The sequence below is a fragment of the Bradyrhizobium cajani genome (genome assembly GCF_009759665.1).
Classification (GTDB): domain Bacteria; phylum Pseudomonadota; class Alphaproteobacteria; order Rhizobiales; family Xanthobacteraceae; genus Bradyrhizobium; species Bradyrhizobium cajani.
The window spans coordinates 1-17,098 of the sequence record NZ_WQNE01000037.1 but is presented as its reverse complement, the minus strand read 5'-3'; the positions used below and the strand labels follow the sequence as shown (position 1 = coordinate 17,098).

Genomic DNA, 17,098 nt, shown 5'->3' with positions numbered 1-17,098 from the left:
CACTGCAACATTGGACAAATTGTCCAATGTCCGGATTGCTGCGTCGCAGCTACCCGTTGGCCCCGCAAAGGAAACTCATTCTCATAAGGCTCGGCCCGTGTCTCGTCTCAAGATCCTGGCGCTACTACCTCTGGCTGCCGTGCTTAGCGGCTGCGACTACGTCGTGCTGGCGCCAGCCGGCGACATCGCTGCCCAGCAGCGCGACCTCGTCATCATCTCCACCGTCCTGATGCTCCTGATCGTCGCCCCCGTGATGGCGCTGACGGTACTGTTCGCCTGGCGCTACCGGCAGTCCAACAGTTCGGCCCGCTACGAGCCGGAATGGGATCATTCGACCAAGCTCGAGCTGGTGATCTGGTCGGCGCCGCTGCTGATCATCGTCTGCCTCGGCGCGCTGACCTGGATGGGCACGCATCTGCTCGATCCCTATCGCACGCTCGGCCGCATCCATGCGGAGCGCGCCGTGGACCAGTCCAGGGCGCCGCTCGAGGTCGACGTCGTCGCGCTCGATTGGAAATGGCTCTTCATCTATCCGGACTACGGCATCGCCACCGTCAACGAGCTGGCAGCTCCGGTCGATCGTCCGATCACCTTCCGCATCACCGCCTCTTCGGTGATGAACTCGTTCTACATCCCCGCGCTCGCCGGCCAGATCTACGCGATGCCGGGCATGGAGACCAAGCTCCACGCCGTCGTCAACCATGCCGGCACCTACAAGGGCTTCTCCGCGAATTACAGCGGCGCCGGTTTCTCCGGCATGCACTTCAACTTCCAGGGCCTCGACGACAAGGGTTTTGACGCCTGGATCGCCAGCGCCAAATCGGCCGGCGGCTCGCTCGGCCGCGCCGAATATCTCCAGCTCGAGAAGCCCAGCCAGAACGAGCCGGTGCGCCGCTACGGCACCATCGATGCCGATCTCTACCGCCTGATCCTCAACATGTGCGTCGAGACCGGCAAGATGTGCCAGAGCGAGATGATGGCGATCGACGCCAAGGGCGGCGCCGGCCATCAGGGCCTGAACAACACGTTGCCGCTGGCCTACGACAAGTACGCCCGCCGCGGCACCGCGCTTGGACCGGAGCCGAGCTTCGTCGCCGGCACCTGCACGCCCGATGCACCGCAGGGCAAGACCACCGCCTCCATCACGGCACCCCTCGACACCGCGCCGCTGCTCGGCGCCGGCCTGAAGCGGCCGACCTTCACGCCGCTGAAGTCCTCGTCCTTCTTCCTCGGACAGCGTCCGAAGTCAGACTCCTAAAGAGATCCCGCATGTCTCCTGATCTTCTCAAGCTCATCTTCGGCCGGCTCGGCCTCGAATCGCTGCCGCTGCACGAGCCGATCGTCGTCGGCACCTTCGTGGTGGTGGCGCTCGGCGGCGCCGTGCTGCTGGGCGGCCTCACCTATTTCCGCCTCTGGGGCTATCTGTGGCGCGAGTGGTTCACCACCGTCGACCACAAGCGCATCGGCATCATGTACATGATCCTCGGCATCGTGATGCTGCTGCGGGGCTTTGCCGACGCGCTGATGATGCGCGGCCAGCAGATGCTCGCCTTTGGCGGCTCCGAAGGTTATCTGAACGCCCATCACTACGACCAGGTCTTCACCGCCCACGGTGTGATCATGATCTTCTTCGTGGCGATGCCGCTGGTGACGGGCCTGATGAACTACGTCGTGCCGCTCCAGATCGGCGCGCGCGACGTGTCGTTCCCGTTCCTGAACAACTTCAGCTTCTGGATGACGGTCGGCGGCGCGGTGCTGGTGATGGCCTCGCTGTTCATTGGCGAATTCGCCCGCACCGGCTGGCTGGCTTATCCGCCGCTGTCGAACATCGGCTACAGTCCTGACGTCGGCGTCGACTATTACATATGGGCGCTGCAGGTCGCCGGCGTCGGCACAACGTTGTCCGGCATCAACCTGATCTGCACCATCGTCAAGCTGCGCTGCCCCGGCATGACCATGATGAAGATGCCGGTGTTCACCTGGACCTCGCTCTGCACCAACGTCCTGATCGTCGCCTCCTTCCCCGTCCTGACCGTCGTGCTCGCGCTGCTCTCGCTCGACCGCTACGTCGGCACCAACTTCTTCACGAACGACTTCGGCGGCAGCCCGATGATGTACGTGAACCTGATCTGGATCTGGGGCCATCCCGAGGTCTACATCCTGGTTCTCCCCGCCTTCGGCATCTTCTCGGAAGTCACCTCGACCTTCTCCGGCAAGCGCCTGTTCGGCTACACCTCGATGGTCTATGCCACGGTGGTCATCACGATCCTGTCGTACCTGGTCTGGCTGCATCACTTCTTCACGATGGGCTCGGGCGCCAGCGTCAACTCGTTCTTCGGCATCACCACGATGATCATCTCGATCCCGACAGGGGCGAAGATGTTCAACTGGCTGTTCACGATGTATCGCGGCCGCATCCGCTACGAGTTGCCGATGATGTGGACGATCGCCTTCATGCTGACCTTCGTGATCGGCGGCATGACCGGCGTGCTGCTCGCGGTGCCGCCGGCCGACTTCGTCCTGCACAACAGCCTGTTCCTGATCGCGCACTTCCACAACGTGATCATCGGCGGCGTGGTGTTCGGCGCCTTCGCCGGCATCAACTACTGGTTCCCGAAGGCGTTCGGCTTCAAGCTCGATCCGTTCTGGGGCAAGATGTCGTTCTGGTTCTGGGTCACCGGCTTCTACCTCGCCTTCATGCCGCTCTATGTGCTCGGCCTGATGGGCGTGACCCGCCGCCTGCGCGTGTTCGACGATCCTTCGCTCCAGATCTGGTTCGTCATCGCCGCGATCGGAGCCGTCTTCGTCTTCATCGGCATCCTCTCGATGCTGATGCAGTTCGCGGTCAGCCTGCTCAAGCGCGAGCAACTCAAGGACGTCACCGGCGATCCCTGGGATGCGCGCACGCTGGAATGGGCGACCTCCTCGCCCCCGCCGGACTACAACTTCGCCTTCACGCCCGTCGTTCACGACAATGACGCGTGGTGGGACATGAAGAAGCGCGGCTACCAGCGGCCGCTCACCGGGTTCAAGCCGATCCACATGCCCAGCAGCACCGGCACCGGCATCATCCTCGCCGGCCTCGCCACCGCGATGGGATTTGGCCTGATCTGGTACATGTGGTGGCTGGCCGCCGTGAGCTTCATCGCGATGCTCGTCGTCGGTATCGGTCACACCTTCAACTATCACCGCGACTTCGACATTCCGGCTGAAGACGTCATCCGGACCGAGGACGCGCGCACCAAACTGCTCGCCGGAGCCAAGTAAATGACTGTCGCGATCAATCCCACTCAATCGGGCGAGCCGGTCTTCTACCTCGCCGACGAGCACCCGCATCCGGAAGGCTACAGCACCTCGCTCGGCTTCTGGATCTATCTGATGAGCGACTGTCTCATCTTCGCGATCCTGTTCGCCACCTTCGGCGTGCTCGGCGGCAACTACGCCGCCGGTCCCGCACCGAAGGATCTGTTCGACCTGAATCTGGTCGCGGTGAACACGTCGATGCTGCTGCTGTCGTCGATCACCTACGGCTTCGCCATGCTGACGATGCAGCAGAACAAGGTCGCGCAGACGCAGATGTGGCTGGCGATCACCGGCCTGTTCGGCCTCGCCTTCATCGGCATCGAACTCACCGAGTTCGCCCACATGATCCATGAGGGTGCCACGCCCCAGCGCAGCGCCTTCCTGTCCGCCTTCTTCACCCTGGTCGGCACCCACGGCCTGCACGTCTCCTGCGGCCTGATCTGGCTGGTGACCCTGATGGTGCAGGTCTGGAAGTTCGGCCTGATCGAGGCCAACCGCCGCCGCCTGATGTGCCTGTCGATGTTCTGGCACTTCCTCGACGTGGTCTGGATCGGCGTCTTCACCTTCGTCTATCTCCTGGGAGTTCTGCGATGAACACCGATACCCACACAGCGCACGCGGACGATCACCACGGCGACGGCCACGCCCACGGCACGTTCTCGACCTATATGCTCGGCTTCGTGCTCTCGGTCGTGCTCACCGCGATCCCGTTCTGGCTGGTGATGAGTGGCGCGCTGCCGAGCAAGCAGATCACGGCGCTCGTCATCATGGCCTTCGCCGTCGTGCAGATCGTCGTGCACATGATCTACTTCCTGCACATGAACACGACGTCGGAGAACGGCTGGAGCATGATGGCGCTGATCTTCACCATCGTCATGGTGGTGATCGCGCTGTCCGGCTCGCTGTGGGTGATGAACCACCTCAACAGCAACATGATGCCGATCCACCAGATGAGCGGAATGAAGTGAGCGAGACTCTGAAGTGAACAAGACCTGGACCGTGACGGGCAAGGCAGGCGGGACGCGTGGCAATGCTGCGCGCCCCTCCCTGTGGCTCACGGTCCTCTCGCTCGCGGCCTTCGTTGCCCTGATCGCTCTCGGCGTCTGGCAGATCGAGCGCCGCGCCTGGAAGCTGGCGCTGATCGACCGCGTCGAGCAGCGCGTCCATGCCCCGGCCCAGCCGATTCCCGCGCCGGCGGCATGGCCCATGGTCTCCACCGCGAACGACGAGTACCGGCACGTCAGCGTCGCCGGCCGCTTCCTGCACGACCGCGAGACGCTGGTTCAGGCCGTCACCGAGGAAGGCCCCGGCTATTGGGTGCTGACGCCGCTTCAGCGCGACGACGGCACGCAGGTCCTGGTCAACCGCGGCTTCGTGCCGTCCGAACGGCGCGACGCATCGACACGCCGGGACGGCAATCCGGACGGGAAGGTCGAGATCACCGGTCTGTTGCGCATGACCGAGCCAAAGGGCGGATTCCTCAGGAACAACGTTCCGCAGCACAACCGCTGGTACTCGCGGGATGTCGCTGCGATCGCGGCGGCACGCGGCCTTCACGAGGTCGCCCCCTTCTTCATCGATGCCGACGCCGGATCACAAAGCGCCGGCGGTCCAATCGGCGGATTGACCGTGGTGCGCTTTCCCAATAACCACCTGATCTACGCGCTGACGTGGTTTGCCCTGGCGTTGATGCTGGCCGGTAAACTTTTCGTCACGTTCGGCGGCGGGCTGTTCCGCCGCGGGCGCTTCGTCCAAGAACCGGCCGGCGGCTCGGATGCCGCTGCCCGCAGGACGGGATCAGATGCTGGAACGATCGTCGAGCCGACCTGACGACGGAAAGTCGCTTCCCCGGATGCTTGCCCATGGCGGCGAGCCGGTCGTCACGCTGCTATCGCAGGCGGATGCACGCACCGAGCTGATCGGCGCTACGCCGACCGACGACGAGACCAATCGCAAGAACATGGCGCTGCTGATCCAGCTGCGCTGGACCGCGGTGGTCGGGCAGATCGTGACCATCGGCGGCGTGCATTTCGGGCTCGGCATTCCCCTGCCGCTGGAACGGATGGGCGCGGTGATCGGCGCGCTGGTGCTGCTCAACGTCTCCAGCCTGGTCTGGGTGCGCCATCGCGCCGCAATCACCAACAACGAGCTCCTGGTCGCGCTGATGCTCGACGTCGCCGCGCTGACCGCGCAGCTCTACCTCTCCGGCGGCGCCACCAATCCCTTCACCTCGCTGTTCCTGCTCCAGGTGACGCTCGGCGCGGTGCTGCTCGACGGCCGCTCGACCTGGTCGCTGGTCGCCCTGACCTGCGCGAGCTTCGTGTGGCTGACGCTCGCCTACCGGCCGCTCGACCTGCCGCCAAATCCCATCAGCGAGACCTATAGCCTCACCGTCACCGGCATGCTGCTCGGCTTCGTGCTCAACGCCGTGCTGCTGGTGGTGTTCGTCACCCGCATCAACAGGAATTTGCGCGAGCGCGACGCGCATCTGGCGGCGCTGCGCCAGCATGCGGCCGAGCAGGACCACATCGTGCGCATGGGCCTGCTCGCCTCCGGCGCAGCCCACGAGCTCGGCACGCCGCTCGCTTCGCTGTCGGTGATCCTCAGCGACTGGCGGCGCATGCCGGACCTCGCCGCCGATCAGGAGCTCGCCGAGGATCTCGCGGAGATGGAAACCTCGCTGCAACGCTGCAAATCGATCGTCACGGGCATCCTGGTGTCGGCGGGCGAAGCGCGCGGCGAGGGCTCATCGCCGACGACGGTGGCGGACTTCGTCACCGCGCTGGTGGAGGAATGGCGCAACGCGCGCTCGGCGCGCACGCTGTACTTCGTCAACACGTTCGGCGAGGACGTTGCGATCGTTTCCGACATCGCGCTGAAGCAGGTGATCTTCAACGTGCTCGACAACGCCTACGAGGTCTCGCGCGAGTGGGTCGAGCTTCTCGCCGAACGCGAGGGCGACAATCTCGTGCTGTCGATCAGCGATCGCGGCCCGGGCTTTGCGCCGGAGATGCTGGCGCAGCTCGGCAAGCCCTATCAATCGAGCAAGGGCCGTGCCGGCGGCGGGCTCGGCCTGTTCCTGGTGGTGAACGTCGTGCGCAAGCTAGGGGGCACCGTGACCGCCGAGAACCACCGGAAGCGCGGCGCCACCGTCCGCCTGACGCTGCCGCTCGCAACGCTCGCGATCGGAGGGAATTTTGACGCCTGACCGTTCGCTCATCGTCGTCGAGGACGATGCCGGCTTCGCGCGCACGCTGAAACGCTCGTTCGAGCGCCGCGGCTACGAGGTCGTGCTGGCGGCCTCGATCGAAGAGGTCCAGAAAGTGCTGGAGGACCGCTCTTTCGGCCACGCCGTGGTCGATCTCAAGCTCGGCGGGGCCTCTGGGCTCGCCTGTGTCGAGCTGCTGCACACGCATGATCCCGACATGCTGATCGTGGTGCTGACCGGCTTTGCCAGCATCTCCACCGCCGTCGAGGCGATAAAGCTGGGCGCCTGCCACTATCTGGCAAAGCCATCGAACACCGACGACATCGAAGCTGCCTTCCACAAGGCCGAAGGCAACGCCGAAGTCGCACTCGATGCGCGGCCGACCTCGATCAAAACCCTTGAATGGGAACGCATCCACCAGACCCTGATCGAGACCGATTTCAACATCTCGGAGGCGGCGCGGCGGCTCGGGATGCACCGGCGCACGCTGGCGAGAAAGCTGGAAAAGCGGCCGGTGAAGTAAGAGGAGCTGCCTCGACGCTCCGCCTTCCTATTTGCCAAACCGCGCAATCACATCGGCCAGCGCGATGTGGCCTGCGCACAATCCTGTTCCCGGATCGGAGTCGCCGTTCTCCAGAGCCATGGCGTAGAGGACCGCAGGATCGGCTTCGAGGCGAATGCGCACGGCCGCGAGCTTCGGCCAACGGCTGCTCTCCGCAACCGCGTGGACGTCGAGCCAGCGCGCGACGCCTGCGAGCAAGGCGTCGGCAAGGGTCGGCCGGTCGCCGAGCAGGAATTCTCGCGATCCGATCATCTGTTCGAGCTTGTCGTGGCGCTCAATCACCTTCCGAGCGCCAAAGGCCCGCAGGGCCGACTTTATGGCAGGCTCCATCGCTTCACCTTCCATTGCGGCCCAGAGCGGCGCGAAGGCAGCGGTAAAGCCGGTATTCACGAACGCCATGAGCTGATGCATGCGGTCGGCTTGTCGCGACAGCGGATCGAAGCTGATGCGCCGTTCGGCGTCCCTGGCTTCGAGCCATGCCACGATCGCCATTGTTTCCGTCAACACCTCGCCCTGTCCGGTGATGAACGCGGGCGTCTCATGTCGCGGATTGATTCGGGCGTAGGACGGGCTCCGCATCTCGCCTAGCATGTCGACGCGACATAGCCGATATGGCTTGCCCAGCCATTCGAGCGCCGCGACGAGTCCCATGGAGCTTCCCATCGGGAAGCCATAGATTAAGATCGGATCCATGATCCATTCTCCGTGATTTCTGCTGATCACGCTGCGCAGCGTTGCTGCGGACCGTAGTCACTCGCTGGGTCAAGTAAATTACGAACTTTTTTGTAACCTGGAGTCGCCGATGAAAGATCTCGTTTCCAGATGCCCCATCGAGGAGGTGATGCAGATTCTGAGCGGTCGCTGGCCTACGCTTCTGATCTATTATCTGAAGCAGGGTACCAAGCGCTTCAGCGACTTGCGCCGGGACAATCCGACCATCTCGCACAGGATGCTAGCACTTGAGCTTCGCAAGCTGGAGGACGCCGGTGTCGTCACCCGCACCGAGTTCGCCGGCTACCCGCTGCGGGTGGAATACGATCTGACGTCCGCCGGTCGCTCGCTCGTGCCGTTGATCGATGGATTGGGGGACTGGTGGGCGTCGGTTGCGGCCACGGCTGACGGAGATGGCCGTGGGGATGAAATTCGCGTTTCGACAACGACGCAGAAGAATTGAGGCGGCCGAGGACCCAAGCGAGGAGACTTCCGTGACAATGCTCGTCGAGCGCTTCAACCTGCCGGCCACGCTTTCGGCTACGCCGAGCAGGCGCGACGCTGAAACAGTTCAGTTCGCACAAGCCGCCCTGGTTTCCGCCAAGCAGGAAGGCCTGCAACTTGCCGTGCGGGCGCGCTATGTCGCTCTCGCCGTCATTGGCTGCCTGCTGCTGGTTATCAACCCCGCTTGGGAGCAGCTCTACTACGTCGCGTTGCTCGGCCTGTTCGCGCTGATTGGCTGGGCCCAGGTCAGGGTTGGGCGAGTGGGCGTATCACGTCCAGAATTGGCGCTGCTGTTCTGCGATCTTGCGCTGCTCACTTTGATCATCGTGGTCCCCAATCCATTCGGAACTGCGCATTGGCCGGTCGCTATGCAGTACCATTTCGGCAACTTCATCTATTTCTTCGTACTGCTCGCTGGCGCCACGCTGGCCTATTCATGGCGGACCGTGATTGCGATGGGGACGTGGACCGCGGCGCTCTGGATGATCGGCATGGCCTGGGTATGGTGGACACCCGACCGCGATCCTGCGCTGACGGCCCGCATCGCAGCCGCAGTGGGCAGCGATCACCGGTTGTTCGCGATGATCTCGCCCAATGCGATCGGATTCCACGTTCGCATCCAGGAAATCGTCGTGTTCATGATCGTGGCCGCCACCTTGGCGCTCGCGGTCCGCCGCAGCAATGAGCTGCTGGTCCGGCATGCCGCGGTGGAGCGCGAACGCGGCAATCTTGCCCGCTACTTCTCACCCAACGTGGTGGCGGAGTTGTCGAAGCAGGACGAGCCGCTGAAGCAGGTACGCACGCAACATGCGGCGGTGCTATTCGTCGACATCGTCGGCTTCACGGCCTTTGCCGATGCGCGCTCGCCGCAGGAGGTGGTGCGAACGTTGCGCGAATTCCACGGATTGATGGAGCAGGAGGTTTTCCGCCATGGCGGCACCCTCGACAAATATCTCGGGGATGGTTTGATGGCGACGTTCGGCACGCCCTTTGCCGGCGCGAACGATGCCAGCAACGCGCTGCGGTGTGCCCAGGCGATGATCACCGCGGCGGACGGCTGGAACGAACAACGACGAGCTTCCGGTGAGCCGCCGTTGCGCGTGAGCTTCGGCTTGCATTATGGGCCGGTGGTGCTCGGCGATATCGGGCAGACCTGTCTGGAATTTGCAGTGATCGGCGCGACCGTCAATACGGCAAGCCGTCTTGAGGCGCTGACCCGCACGTTCGATTGTGCGCTGGTTGCAAGCGAGGATCTCGTCAGCCGCGCCAAGGCCGAACTTGGCAACGCAGCCGAAACATTTCAGCCATTGATGGCGCGGGAGCCGCAGACCATCCGAGGAATCCAGCGGCCGATCGGAATATGGACCCAAGCGCGCGGCTCGCAGCTGGCCGATCGTACCTGACGCCACCGTGTCACGAGTCCGACAAAAAAGCCCGGCCGAACGGCCGGGCTTTTCTGTTGCGATCGACGCGAGAGGCGCTTACGCAGCCTCGTCGGCGACGGTGGTGTCGTCGCCATCGGTATCGTCGGTATCGCCCTCGGCATCCGTGTCGGCCTCGCCGTCGGCGGCTTCCGCCTTGGCGTTGGTGCGGCGCGGGCTCTTGGCGAGCTGGGCCTCGATCTCCTTGACCGCTTCGGTCTCGGTCGAGTGCTGGACCACCGCGATCTCGCGGGACAGACGATCGAGCGCCGCTTCATAGAGCTGGCGTTCGGAGTAGGACTGCTCGGGCTGCGACTCCGAGCGGTAGAGGTCGCGCACGACTTCCGCGATCGCGACGATATCGCCCGAATTGATCTTCGCTTCGTATTCCTGGGCGCGGCGCGACCACATGGTGCGCTTGACGCGGGCGCGGCCCTTGAGGGTCTCCAGCGCCTTCTTCACCAGCGCGGGCTCGGACAGCTTGCGCATGCCGACATTGGCGACCTTGGCGGTCGGAACGCGCAGCGTCATCTTGTCCTTGATGAAGTTGATGACGAACAGTTCGAGCTTGGCACCGGCGATCTCCTGCTCCTCGATGGCCAGGATCTGGCCGACGCCGTGAGCGGGATAGACGACGAATTCGTTGGCCTTGAAGCCCTGACGCTGGGTCACGACCTTCTTTTCCTCGACCTTCGGCGCAGCGGCGGGCTTCACAGCCGGCTTGGCGGCGACGGGAGCCTTGGCAGGAGCAGCAACGGGTGCCTTCGGCGCAGCAGGCTTGGCAGCGTGAGCCTTGGCAATAGCGGGCTTGGCAGCAGGCTTGGCAACGGTCGCTTTCGCGGCCGGTTTGGCAGTCTTGTTAGGCATTGCGCTTCTTTTGTTCTTCGAGGACTTTGCAGCCGGCGCCTTCGTCGCGGTCCGACCCTTGGATGCGCTACGGCTGGCCGCGGCGACTTTTTTGGCCTCCTTATGGGAAGCCCTCGCTGAAGTACTCTTTTTACGCGTTTTCTGTGACACAGCCTGCGCGCGGAAACTGCCACGCCCCTGTTCGACATTTGGTTTCACGGGAACCCTGAGGGGCCAACGGGGCTGACGGGGTTCGGCTTAATGTGCCCAATATAGCACATTTCCCGCAAAAATCAATGATTTAGGGGCTTTTGTGACTGCTTTTCAGCGCTGACGAAGGTATTAGGGTTAAGTTTGAGCCCGATTAGTCTCCGGATCCAGGGTTCGGAGAAAAATATTTCTCGAACTTGCCCTCCATGCCGTCGAATTCCTTGGCGTCGGCGGGTGATTCTTTCTTTTGGGTGATGTTCGGCCAGCTCTTGGCGTAGTCGGCGTTGACCTGGAGCCACTTTTCCAGTCCCGGTTCCGTATCCGGCTTGATGGCGTCGGCGGGGCATTCCGGCTCGCACACGCCGCAGTCGATGCATTCGTCAGGATGGATGACCAGCATGTTGTCACCCTCGTAGAAGCAGTCGACCGGGCAGACCTCGACGCAGTCGGTGTACTTGCACTTGATGCAGTTTTCAGTGACGACGTAAGTCATCCAACGCTCCGAAAAGCTCTTTTAAAAGTCGCGGCTTGCGTAGCGCGGATGGCCCGGCGCTGCAAGGTCGGGAACGGCCGATCATGACAGTTGTGTGCGTTTGATCGGCCAAGAAATGAATACAAAGCGCAATTGATTACGAATTGCGCTTGGCGTCGCCGAGCTCCTCGTAGAGCACGCGTGCCGAGGCCGCATCGCCGCGGCGCGCGTTGAAGGCGGTCACTTTCAAGACCCGCACGGTGCGATCGAGCGCGACGGTGAGCACGTCGCCGATCTTGATCGCATGCCCCGGCGACGTCTCGCGTGCACCGTTGACGCGAACATGGCCGGTGACGACCAGCTCGGCCGCGGAGGTGCGCGCCTTCACCACCCGCGCATGCCACAGCCATTTGTCGATGCGCTGCCGCTCGGTGGTCGTGGCTCTATTCCTTCTGACGCGTTTTCTTCACGCGAACCGCTCCGCACTTCGCTCAAAAACGCTATGCTACTCCTTCCGGCCGGAGAGCTGCTCTTTCAGCGCGGCGAGCTTTGCGAAGGGCGAGTTCGGATCGACCGGACGATCGCGTTCGCGCGGATTCGCGCTGGAGGCATAGGGCCGCAGCGACGGGCCGGACTCGCGGTCGCGCCGGTCGCGGCCCTTGTCGCGGTCACGGCCACGATGCTCGCGACCCTTGTCGCGATCGCCGCCGAACTTGCCTTTGTTGTCGCGGTTGCGATCGCGATCCCTGTTGTCGCGGTCCTTGCCCTCGAAACGGCGATTCCTGTCGTCGCGCCCCTCCTGGCGCGGCGCGCCTTCGGCACCACCCTCGCGCGGCTTGCGAAAGTCCTTGGCCCCATCGCGGCGATGACCACCGTGACGATGGCGCTCGCCGCGCCTCTCGCCGTCGGCGCCTTGCGCGGCCTCGCCTTCCGCGGGCGCGGCACCTGCCTCAGCACCAGCCTGCGGGCGGTGATGATGACGCTGGTGGCGATGGCGCTCGTGGCGCGGCTTGCGATCCTCGTGCCGGCCGCCCGGACGCCAGACCTCGACGAGCTCGGGCTCGGCGGGCGTCGCTGCGGCCTCGACGGGCGCTGCTGCATCGGCCGATGCAGCCGCTTCCACCGCGGCGGTCTCGGCGGGTGCGGCTTCGAGGCCGGCAGCCTCCGTGGGCACGGCGGCCTCTTCGGCCGGCGGCGCGATGCCGGGGGCATCTTCGGGCGTGACGGGCGCTTCGGGCAATGCGTCCAGCGCCGGCTCCTCGTGCGCGCCCTCGTCCTCCTGCTCCATGCCGGGCGCGTCTTCGACGGTGACGGCTTCAGCAGCGATCTCGGTGGATGCAGCCGGCTCTGCCGGCAGGCCGGCGACGGCCTCAGCGGCCGTCTCGGGGGATGTCTCGGTCGAACTCTCGGCGGTGCCCTCGGTGGGCGGCGCCTCGGCCGCGACCGTCTCGGTGACGACAGGCTTTTGCGGCAGCGGCGGGCGCTTCTCCATGCGATAGCCCAGGGCACGCAGCACCGAGGCGAAATCTTCGCCCGCAGAGCCCGTGAGCGAGGTCATCGCCTGCGTCACCACGAAGCTGCGGCCGTCGAATGCGCCGGCGGGCTTTTCGCCGGGCGAGTTCTCGCGCCAGGCCAGCGCCGGGCGGATCAGGTCGGCAAGCCGCTCCAGGATGTCGACGCGCACGGCACGCTCGCCGGCCTGCTTGTAGCCGAGCACGCGATAGGCATCGCGCGGCAGCTGCTTGTCGACCGGGAACGAGGTGCGGCCCGAAGATGCCAGATGCTGCGCGCCTGACAGCGCGGAGAGATCGACATTGTCCTGCTTCAGCGCCCACAACAGCGCGGCGAGCGCACGCGCGGCGGGCTTGAGCAGGCCGGGGAAATAGATGTGATAGGCGCCGAAGCGGACGCCGTATTTGCGCAAGGTGGCGCGCGAGGGCTGGTCGAGATCCTTCAGCTCGTTCGCGATTCTGGGACGCTCGAGCACGCCGAGCGCCTCGACCAGCTGATAGGCGATGCCGCGGGCAATGCCAGTGACGTCCTCGGCCTTGCCGAGCTCGCACATCGGTCCGAGCAATTTTTCGATATGCGTCTTGAGCCAGAGGTCGAGCCGGGCCTGCACTTTTTCGCGCGGTGCCCCGGTCAGCCTTTCATCCGAGATGATGCGGATGCGCGGATGCAGCGCCTCCTCTGCGGCAGACAGCCGCGCCACGGCATCGCCGGTCCAGCGGATGGTGCCTTCCGAGGTCAGCACGAACTGCTCGTCCGGCGCGTTGCCCAGTTTTTCGGCGCGCGCGTTGATCTCGCCGGCGAGCACCGCTTGCGCGGCAGCCTGCAATGCCTTCGCATCGGAGCCGGCTTCCGCCGCATCCGGTGCAAAGGTGAAGCCATCGAGGCGGCCGATGACATGGCCTTCGACGATGACTTCGCCGGTCTTGCCGATTTCCGTATTCAAGCTCGTGTTCTCCCGCAGGCGGCGCATCAATACACTGGTCCGACGATCAACGAAACGCTCAGTCAAGCGTTCATGGAGCGCATCCGATAGTTTATTTTCGACCTCCCGTGCGATCCCCTGCCAGCGTTCGGGGTCTTTCAGCCAGTCCGGGCGGTTGGCGACGAAGGTCCAGGTGCGAATCTGCGCGATCCGGGCCGACAGCGTGTCGATGTCGCCGTCGACGCGGTCGGCCTGGTCGACCTGGGCGGCAAACCAGGAATCGGGGATACATCCCTTCTGCATCAGGAAGCCGTACAGCGTGGTCACGAGTTCGGCATGGGCCGCCGGCGACAGCTTGCGGTAATCCGGGACCTGGCAGGCCTCCCACAACCGCTCCACCGCCGCCTTGCCATGCGCGATATCGCGCACCTCGACGTCGCGGGCGGCGTGGTCGAGCACGCGCATGTCCTCGGCGATCGGCGCGCGCGTCAAGGCCTCGTGGCCGGGGGCGAGGTTCAGCGACACCTGGAGCGCGCCGAGCGAGGAGAAATCCAGCTTCGAATTGCGCCATTGCAGCATCTTCACGGCGTCGAAGGTGTGGTTCTGGAGCGCATTGACGAGCTCGGGCTCGAACGGCGCGCAGCGGCCCGTGGTGCCGAAGGTGCCGTTGCGCGTGGCCCGTCCCGCGCGGCCGGCGATCTGCGCGAACTCGGCCGGCGTCAGGCGGCGGAACTGGTAGCCGTCGAACTTGCGGTCGGAGGCGAAGGCGACGTGATCGACGTCGAGATTGAGGCCCATGCCGACGGCGTCGGTGGCGACGAGATAGTCGACGTCGCCATTCTGGAACATCGCCACTTGCGCGTTTCGGGTGCGCGGCGACAGCGAGCCCAGCACCACGGCGGCGCCGCCATGCTGGCGGCGGATCAGCTCGGCGATGGCGTAGACTTCATCCGCGGAGAACGCGACGATGGCGGTGCGCCGCGGCTGGCGCGTGATCTTGCGGTCGCCGGCGAATTCCAGCTGCGACAGGCGCGGCCGCGTGATCATGGACACGCCCGGCAACAGGCGCTCGATGATCGGGCGCATCGTCGCAGCCCCCAGCAGCAGCGTCTCGTCGCGGCCGCGGCGGTTGAGGATGCGGTCGGTGAAGACGTGGCCGCGTTCGAGATCGGAAGCGATCTGGACCTCGTCGACGGCGAGGAACGACAAGTCGAGATCGCGCGGCATCGCCTCGACGGTCGAGACCCAATAGCGCGGGTTCTTCGGCTTGATCTTCTCCTCGCCCGTCACCAGCGCGACGGCCTCGGCTCCGACCCGCGCGGCGATCTTGTTGTAGACCTCGCGCGCGAGCAGGCGCAGCGGCAGGCCGATCATGCCACTGGGATGCGCCAGCATCCGCTCGATGGCGAGATGGGTCTTGCCGGTGTTGGTCGGCCCGAGCACCGCGGTGACGCCCGCGCCGGGTGCGCGCTCGGAAGCGAAGGGGGAGGGAGAGAAGGCCATGTCCAGGGATTAGGTAGTGGCGATTGGGGCGAATGTCAGTGCTGTCTGGGGCGATGAGGTGCATGGCGCCGACCACGCACCCCGCGGTCATGCCCCGGCTTGACCGGGGCATCCAGTACGCCGCGGCCCATCCGCTCAACCACAGCCACCTCGGCGTACTGGATCGCCCGGTCAAGCCGGGCGATGACACCGAATGGGTAGGAGCGCCTTCCCCAAACCTCGCGCAACTGTTTCACTTTGCGACGCTTTTCCCGTTGGCCTTAAGCTTCGGAACGACTCTAGAACGAATCGCGGCCGAATCGCTGACTCCCATTTGAGTCCTGTTCCGTTCACGCAACATGTCGCGGGACTCGTATTGGTTGCGCACTAGATGGAGTTTTGCCCTGTCGCACAAGCGGCGTTTCCATGACGGAATCCCTTAAGTTGGGGATGGCGTGGAGTCGAATCAGAATCGGGGTGGAGTCAAATGGATTCAGGAAGCGCTGACCCCGGCGAAACAAAAAGTGCGAAAACAACCCCATGCACAGTAGGTAAGTTATTGTACTTACAAGAGTTTTTAGATTTCGAAAATCATCTCCTCGTCATTCCGGGGCTCGCGAAGCGAGAACCCGGAATCCATCGTGAGGCCGTCTCTGTGGCCCGATGGATTCTCAGGTGCGCAATTGCGCACCGTAGTTCGCGCTGCGCGCGCCCCGGAATGACGGCGGAGTTTACTGCGTCTTCGCCACGCGCGGCGGCTGGGGCGAGGTGATGAAGCTGGTCGCTTCCAGCATAGCCGGCCCCAGGGGGGTCGGCACTTTCAGCCAGAACGGGACCAGGATGCGCGTCCCCGCCACCGGGGCGAAGGCGATCTCGATGTTGCGCTGGGCGGCGAGATATTTGATCACGGGGCGGTCGGGGATGTAGCCCGCGACAGGGACGAAATAGAGCGCGCAGACCACCACCGGGCCACGATAGCCCTTTTCCGCCTTCACGCTCTCCATGCGCTTGAAATCGAGCTTGAGGTCGTAGCGCATGCGGCCGTCGAACACGGGCGCTCCGTTGTGACAGGCCTCCGGCGAGACCGGATCGCCGGTGCCGGGCACGCGCAGCATCGAGGCCGTCATCGGGTCCCAGACGCCGCGGCGATGCGCGTCGGTGACGACGATGCGGTCGGGATCGACCGGCGGCTCCGGCAGGATGCCGAATTCCTTCACATTGCCCTTGTCGAGGGTGATGCGGATCTCCTCGGTCTTCTTCGAGGTGGTGGTGGAGGCCTGGTAGCCGGTCGCCACCAGCGCGCCGTTGACCACGCGCCCCTGCGAGGCGCCGGTGCCGGACCCGCCCGCGAACGATTTCAAAAGCCCGGTGGTGCCGCCCGAGGCCGCGGCCGCGAACACGTCGTCGCCGATGTCGATGTTCCAGGCGCCCCTGCCGACGGGAATGCCTGATAGCGTTGCCTCATACTGCGCCTCGAGCTTGCCCTGCGCGGCCGCGGGCCGCGCTTCCCATGCCAGGGCCAGCGCGCAAAGAGCCGCCAGGACCAGCCGGCCGGCAGAGCCGAGCCGGGGCGAAAAAAGGGTTGGGGTGGGCACGAAGCTTTCCAATCGGGGCGCCAATCGAAGAGTTACTTAAGCCGAAATTGGCGGCAGGCAATGCGTCCGGGCGCGCGGCTGCGGAACTTGAGCCAACTCATCAGCGGCGATTGCGCCCTTTATGTGATGGTAAGGCGCGCTAATCATTGCCATTTTGGTGATCGGAGGGTGGGTCAGTAGCGCGCAGCTCCGTCCCCCCATTCCGCTGTCATGCCCCGGCTTGACCGGGGCATCCAGTACGCCGCGGCCCCTCTGGTCAATCACGGCCGTCTCGGCGTACTGGATCGCCCGGTGAAGCCGGGCGACGACAGCGAGCCTGGAGCACGAAAGCCGCCCCAAATCCTTGACTA

17 protein-coding genes are annotated in these 17,098 nt (G+C 64.6%); 10 read left to right on the top strand and 7 right to left on the bottom strand.

Translation table 11 applies throughout. The annotated features are described in order from the left end of the window. Positions 1-97: 97 nt before the first annotated feature. Genes cyoA through GPL20_RS31980 form a run of 7 tightly spaced genes read left to right on the top strand, consistent with a single transcriptional unit; the run spans position 98 to position 7,034 of the window. Positions 98-1,258 (top strand): ubiquinol oxidase subunit II, encoded by a 1,161-nt coding sequence (gene cyoA / locus GPL20_RS32010; protein WP_254125464.1) that lies wholly within the window; start codon positions 98-100, stop codon positions 1,256-1,258. Positions 1,259-1,269: 11 nt separating this feature from the next. Beyond that, the gene (gene cyoB / locus GPL20_RS32005) at positions 1,270-3,267 is read left to right on the top strand and encodes a cytochrome o ubiquinol oxidase subunit I (protein ID WP_157335325.1); all 1,998 of its coding nucleotides are present in this window, start codon (positions 1,270-1,272) and stop codon (positions 3,265-3,267) included. Further along, positions 3,268-3,897: a cytochrome o ubiquinol oxidase subunit III gene (gene cyoC, locus GPL20_RS32000; RefSeq protein WP_157335323.1), complete on the top strand. Its 630-nt coding sequence runs from the start codon at positions 3,268-3,270 to the stop codon at positions 3,895-3,897. Further along, entirely contained in the window at positions 3,894-4,271 is a 378-nt protein-coding gene (cyoD, locus tag GPL20_RS31995; RefSeq protein WP_157335321.1) for a cytochrome o ubiquinol oxidase subunit IV, read from the top strand. The genes cyoC and cyoD overlap by 4 nt, the downstream gene beginning before the upstream one ends. Before the next feature lie 13 nt (positions 4,272-4,284). After that, on the top strand, positions 4,285-5,133 hold the full coding sequence (locus GPL20_RS31990) for an SURF1 family protein (protein ID WP_254125466.1): 849 nt from the start codon (positions 4,285-4,287) through the stop codon (positions 5,131-5,133). Next, the gene (locus GPL20_RS31985; RefSeq protein ID WP_167533306.1) at positions 5,105-6,511 is read left to right on the top strand and encodes an ATP-binding protein; all 1,407 of its coding nucleotides are present in this window, start codon (positions 5,105-5,107) and stop codon (positions 6,509-6,511) included. Before GPL20_RS31990 ends, GPL20_RS31985 begins: the two co-directional genes overlap by 29 nt. Continuing rightward, positions 6,501-7,034: a response regulator transcription factor gene (locus tag GPL20_RS31980; protein WP_157335317.1), complete on the top strand. Its 534-nt coding sequence runs from the start codon at positions 6,501-6,503 to the stop codon at positions 7,032-7,034. Before GPL20_RS31985 ends, GPL20_RS31980 begins: the two co-directional genes overlap by 11 nt. Before the next feature lie 27 nt (positions 7,035-7,061). Here the strand turns inward: GPL20_RS31980 and GPL20_RS31975 are convergent, their stop codons facing one another. After that, positions 7,062-7,766: a glutathione S-transferase family protein gene (locus GPL20_RS31975; RefSeq protein ID WP_157335461.1), complete on the bottom strand. Its 705-nt coding sequence runs from the start codon at positions 7,764-7,766 to the stop codon at positions 7,062-7,064. A gap of 109 nt (positions 7,767-7,875) precedes the next feature. On the opposite strand from GPL20_RS31975, the gene GPL20_RS31970 reads away from it, so the two are divergent. Both GPL20_RS31970 and GPL20_RS31965 read left to right on the top strand, forming a co-directional pair. Next, entirely contained in the window at positions 7,876-8,247 is a 372-nt protein-coding gene (locus GPL20_RS31970) for a winged helix-turn-helix transcriptional regulator (RefSeq protein ID WP_157335315.1), read from the top strand. 37 nt (positions 8,248-8,284) lie between these two features. Then, on the top strand, positions 8,285-9,691 hold the full coding sequence (locus tag GPL20_RS31965) for an adenylate/guanylate cyclase domain-containing protein (protein ID WP_157335313.1): 1,407 nt from the start codon (positions 8,285-8,287) through the stop codon (positions 9,689-9,691). A gap of 78 nt (positions 9,692-9,769) precedes the next feature. On the opposite strand, the gene GPL20_RS31960 is transcribed toward GPL20_RS31965, so the two are convergent. From GPL20_RS31960 to GPL20_RS31945, 4 genes are all read right to left on the bottom strand, one after another. Continuing rightward, positions 9,770-10,576 (bottom strand): CarD family transcriptional regulator, encoded by an 807-nt coding sequence (locus tag GPL20_RS31960; RefSeq protein ID WP_157335311.1) that lies wholly within the window; start codon positions 10,574-10,576, stop codon positions 9,770-9,772. A gap of 343 nt (positions 10,577-10,919) precedes the next feature. Further along, positions 10,920-11,258: a ferredoxin FdxA gene (fdxA, locus tag GPL20_RS31955; protein ID WP_018643465.1), complete on the bottom strand. Its 339-nt coding sequence runs from the start codon at positions 11,256-11,258 to the stop codon at positions 10,920-10,922. A gap of 136 nt (positions 11,259-11,394) precedes the next feature. Next, complete coding sequence (locus tag GPL20_RS31950; protein WP_309143221.1) at positions 11,395-11,655, bottom strand: RNA-binding S4 domain-containing protein; 261 nt, start codon at positions 11,653-11,655, stop codon at positions 11,395-11,397. Between the two features lie 87 nt (positions 11,656-11,742). Continuing rightward, positions 11,743-15,174, bottom strand: a complete 3,432-nt coding sequence (locus GPL20_RS31945) for a helicase-related protein (RefSeq protein WP_157335309.1) — start codon at positions 15,172-15,174, stop codon at positions 11,743-11,745. 62 nt (positions 15,175-15,236) lie between these two features. On the opposite strand from GPL20_RS31945, the gene GPL20_RS31940 reads away from it, so the two are divergent. After that, positions 15,237-15,491 (top strand): hypothetical protein, encoded by a 255-nt coding sequence (locus GPL20_RS31940; protein ID WP_157335307.1) that lies wholly within the window; start codon positions 15,237-15,239, stop codon positions 15,489-15,491. 393 nt (positions 15,492-15,884) lie between these two features. Here GPL20_RS31940 and GPL20_RS31935 read toward each other — a convergent pair whose 3' ends face one another. Together GPL20_RS31935 and GPL20_RS39220 are read right to left on the bottom strand one after the other, a co-directional pair. Then, a complete protein-coding gene (locus tag GPL20_RS31935; protein ID WP_167533310.1) occupies positions 15,885-16,694 on the bottom strand; it encodes a DUF3108 domain-containing protein in 810 nt (269 codons plus the stop codon). 90 nt (positions 16,695-16,784) lie between these two features. Next, the coding region (locus GPL20_RS39220) for a hypothetical protein (RefSeq protein WP_205751218.1) at positions 16,785-17,098 on the bottom strand (314 nt) is incomplete at its 5' end.

What these genes read in the sequence shown, in the direction of transcription:
- GPL20_RS31970 (WP_157335315.1), top strand. Translation starts at nt 7,876, where the DNA reads ATGAAAGATCTCGTTTCCAGATGCCCCATCGAGGAGGTGATGCAGATT.
- GPL20_RS31975 (WP_157335461.1), bottom strand. Translation starts at nt 7,766, where the DNA reads ATGGATCCGATCTTAATCTATGGCTTCCCGATGGGAAGCTCCATGGGA.
- GPL20_RS31985 (WP_167533306.1), top strand. Translation starts at nt 5,105, where the DNA reads ATGCTGGAACGATCGTCGAGCCGACCTGACGACGGAAAGTCGCTTCCC.
- fdxA (WP_018643465.1), bottom strand. Translation starts at nt 11,258, where the DNA reads ATGACTTACGTCGTCACTGAAAACTGCATCAAGTGCAAGTACACCGAC.
- cyoB (WP_157335325.1), top strand. Translation starts at nt 1,270, where the DNA reads ATGTCTCCTGATCTTCTCAAGCTCATCTTCGGCCGGCTCGGCCTCGAA.
- GPL20_RS31945 (WP_157335309.1), bottom strand. Translation starts at nt 15,174, where the DNA reads ATGGCCTTCTCTCCCTCCCCCTTCGCTTCCGAGCGCGCACCCGGCGCG.
- cyoD (WP_157335321.1), top strand. Translation starts at nt 3,894, where the DNA reads ATGAACACCGATACCCACACAGCGCACGCGGACGATCACCACGGCGAC.
- GPL20_RS31965 (WP_157335313.1), top strand. Translation starts at nt 8,285, where the DNA reads ATGCTCGTCGAGCGCTTCAACCTGCCGGCCACGCTTTCGGCTACGCCG.
- cyoC (WP_157335323.1), top strand. Translation starts at nt 3,268, where the DNA reads ATGACTGTCGCGATCAATCCCACTCAATCGGGCGAGCCGGTCTTCTAC.
- GPL20_RS31960 (WP_157335311.1), bottom strand. Translation starts at nt 10,576, where the DNA reads ATGCCTAACAAGACTGCCAAACCGGCCGCGAAAGCGACCGTTGCCAAG.
- GPL20_RS31940 (WP_157335307.1), top strand. Translation starts at nt 15,237, where the DNA reads ATGGCGCCGACCACGCACCCCGCGGTCATGCCCCGGCTTGACCGGGGC.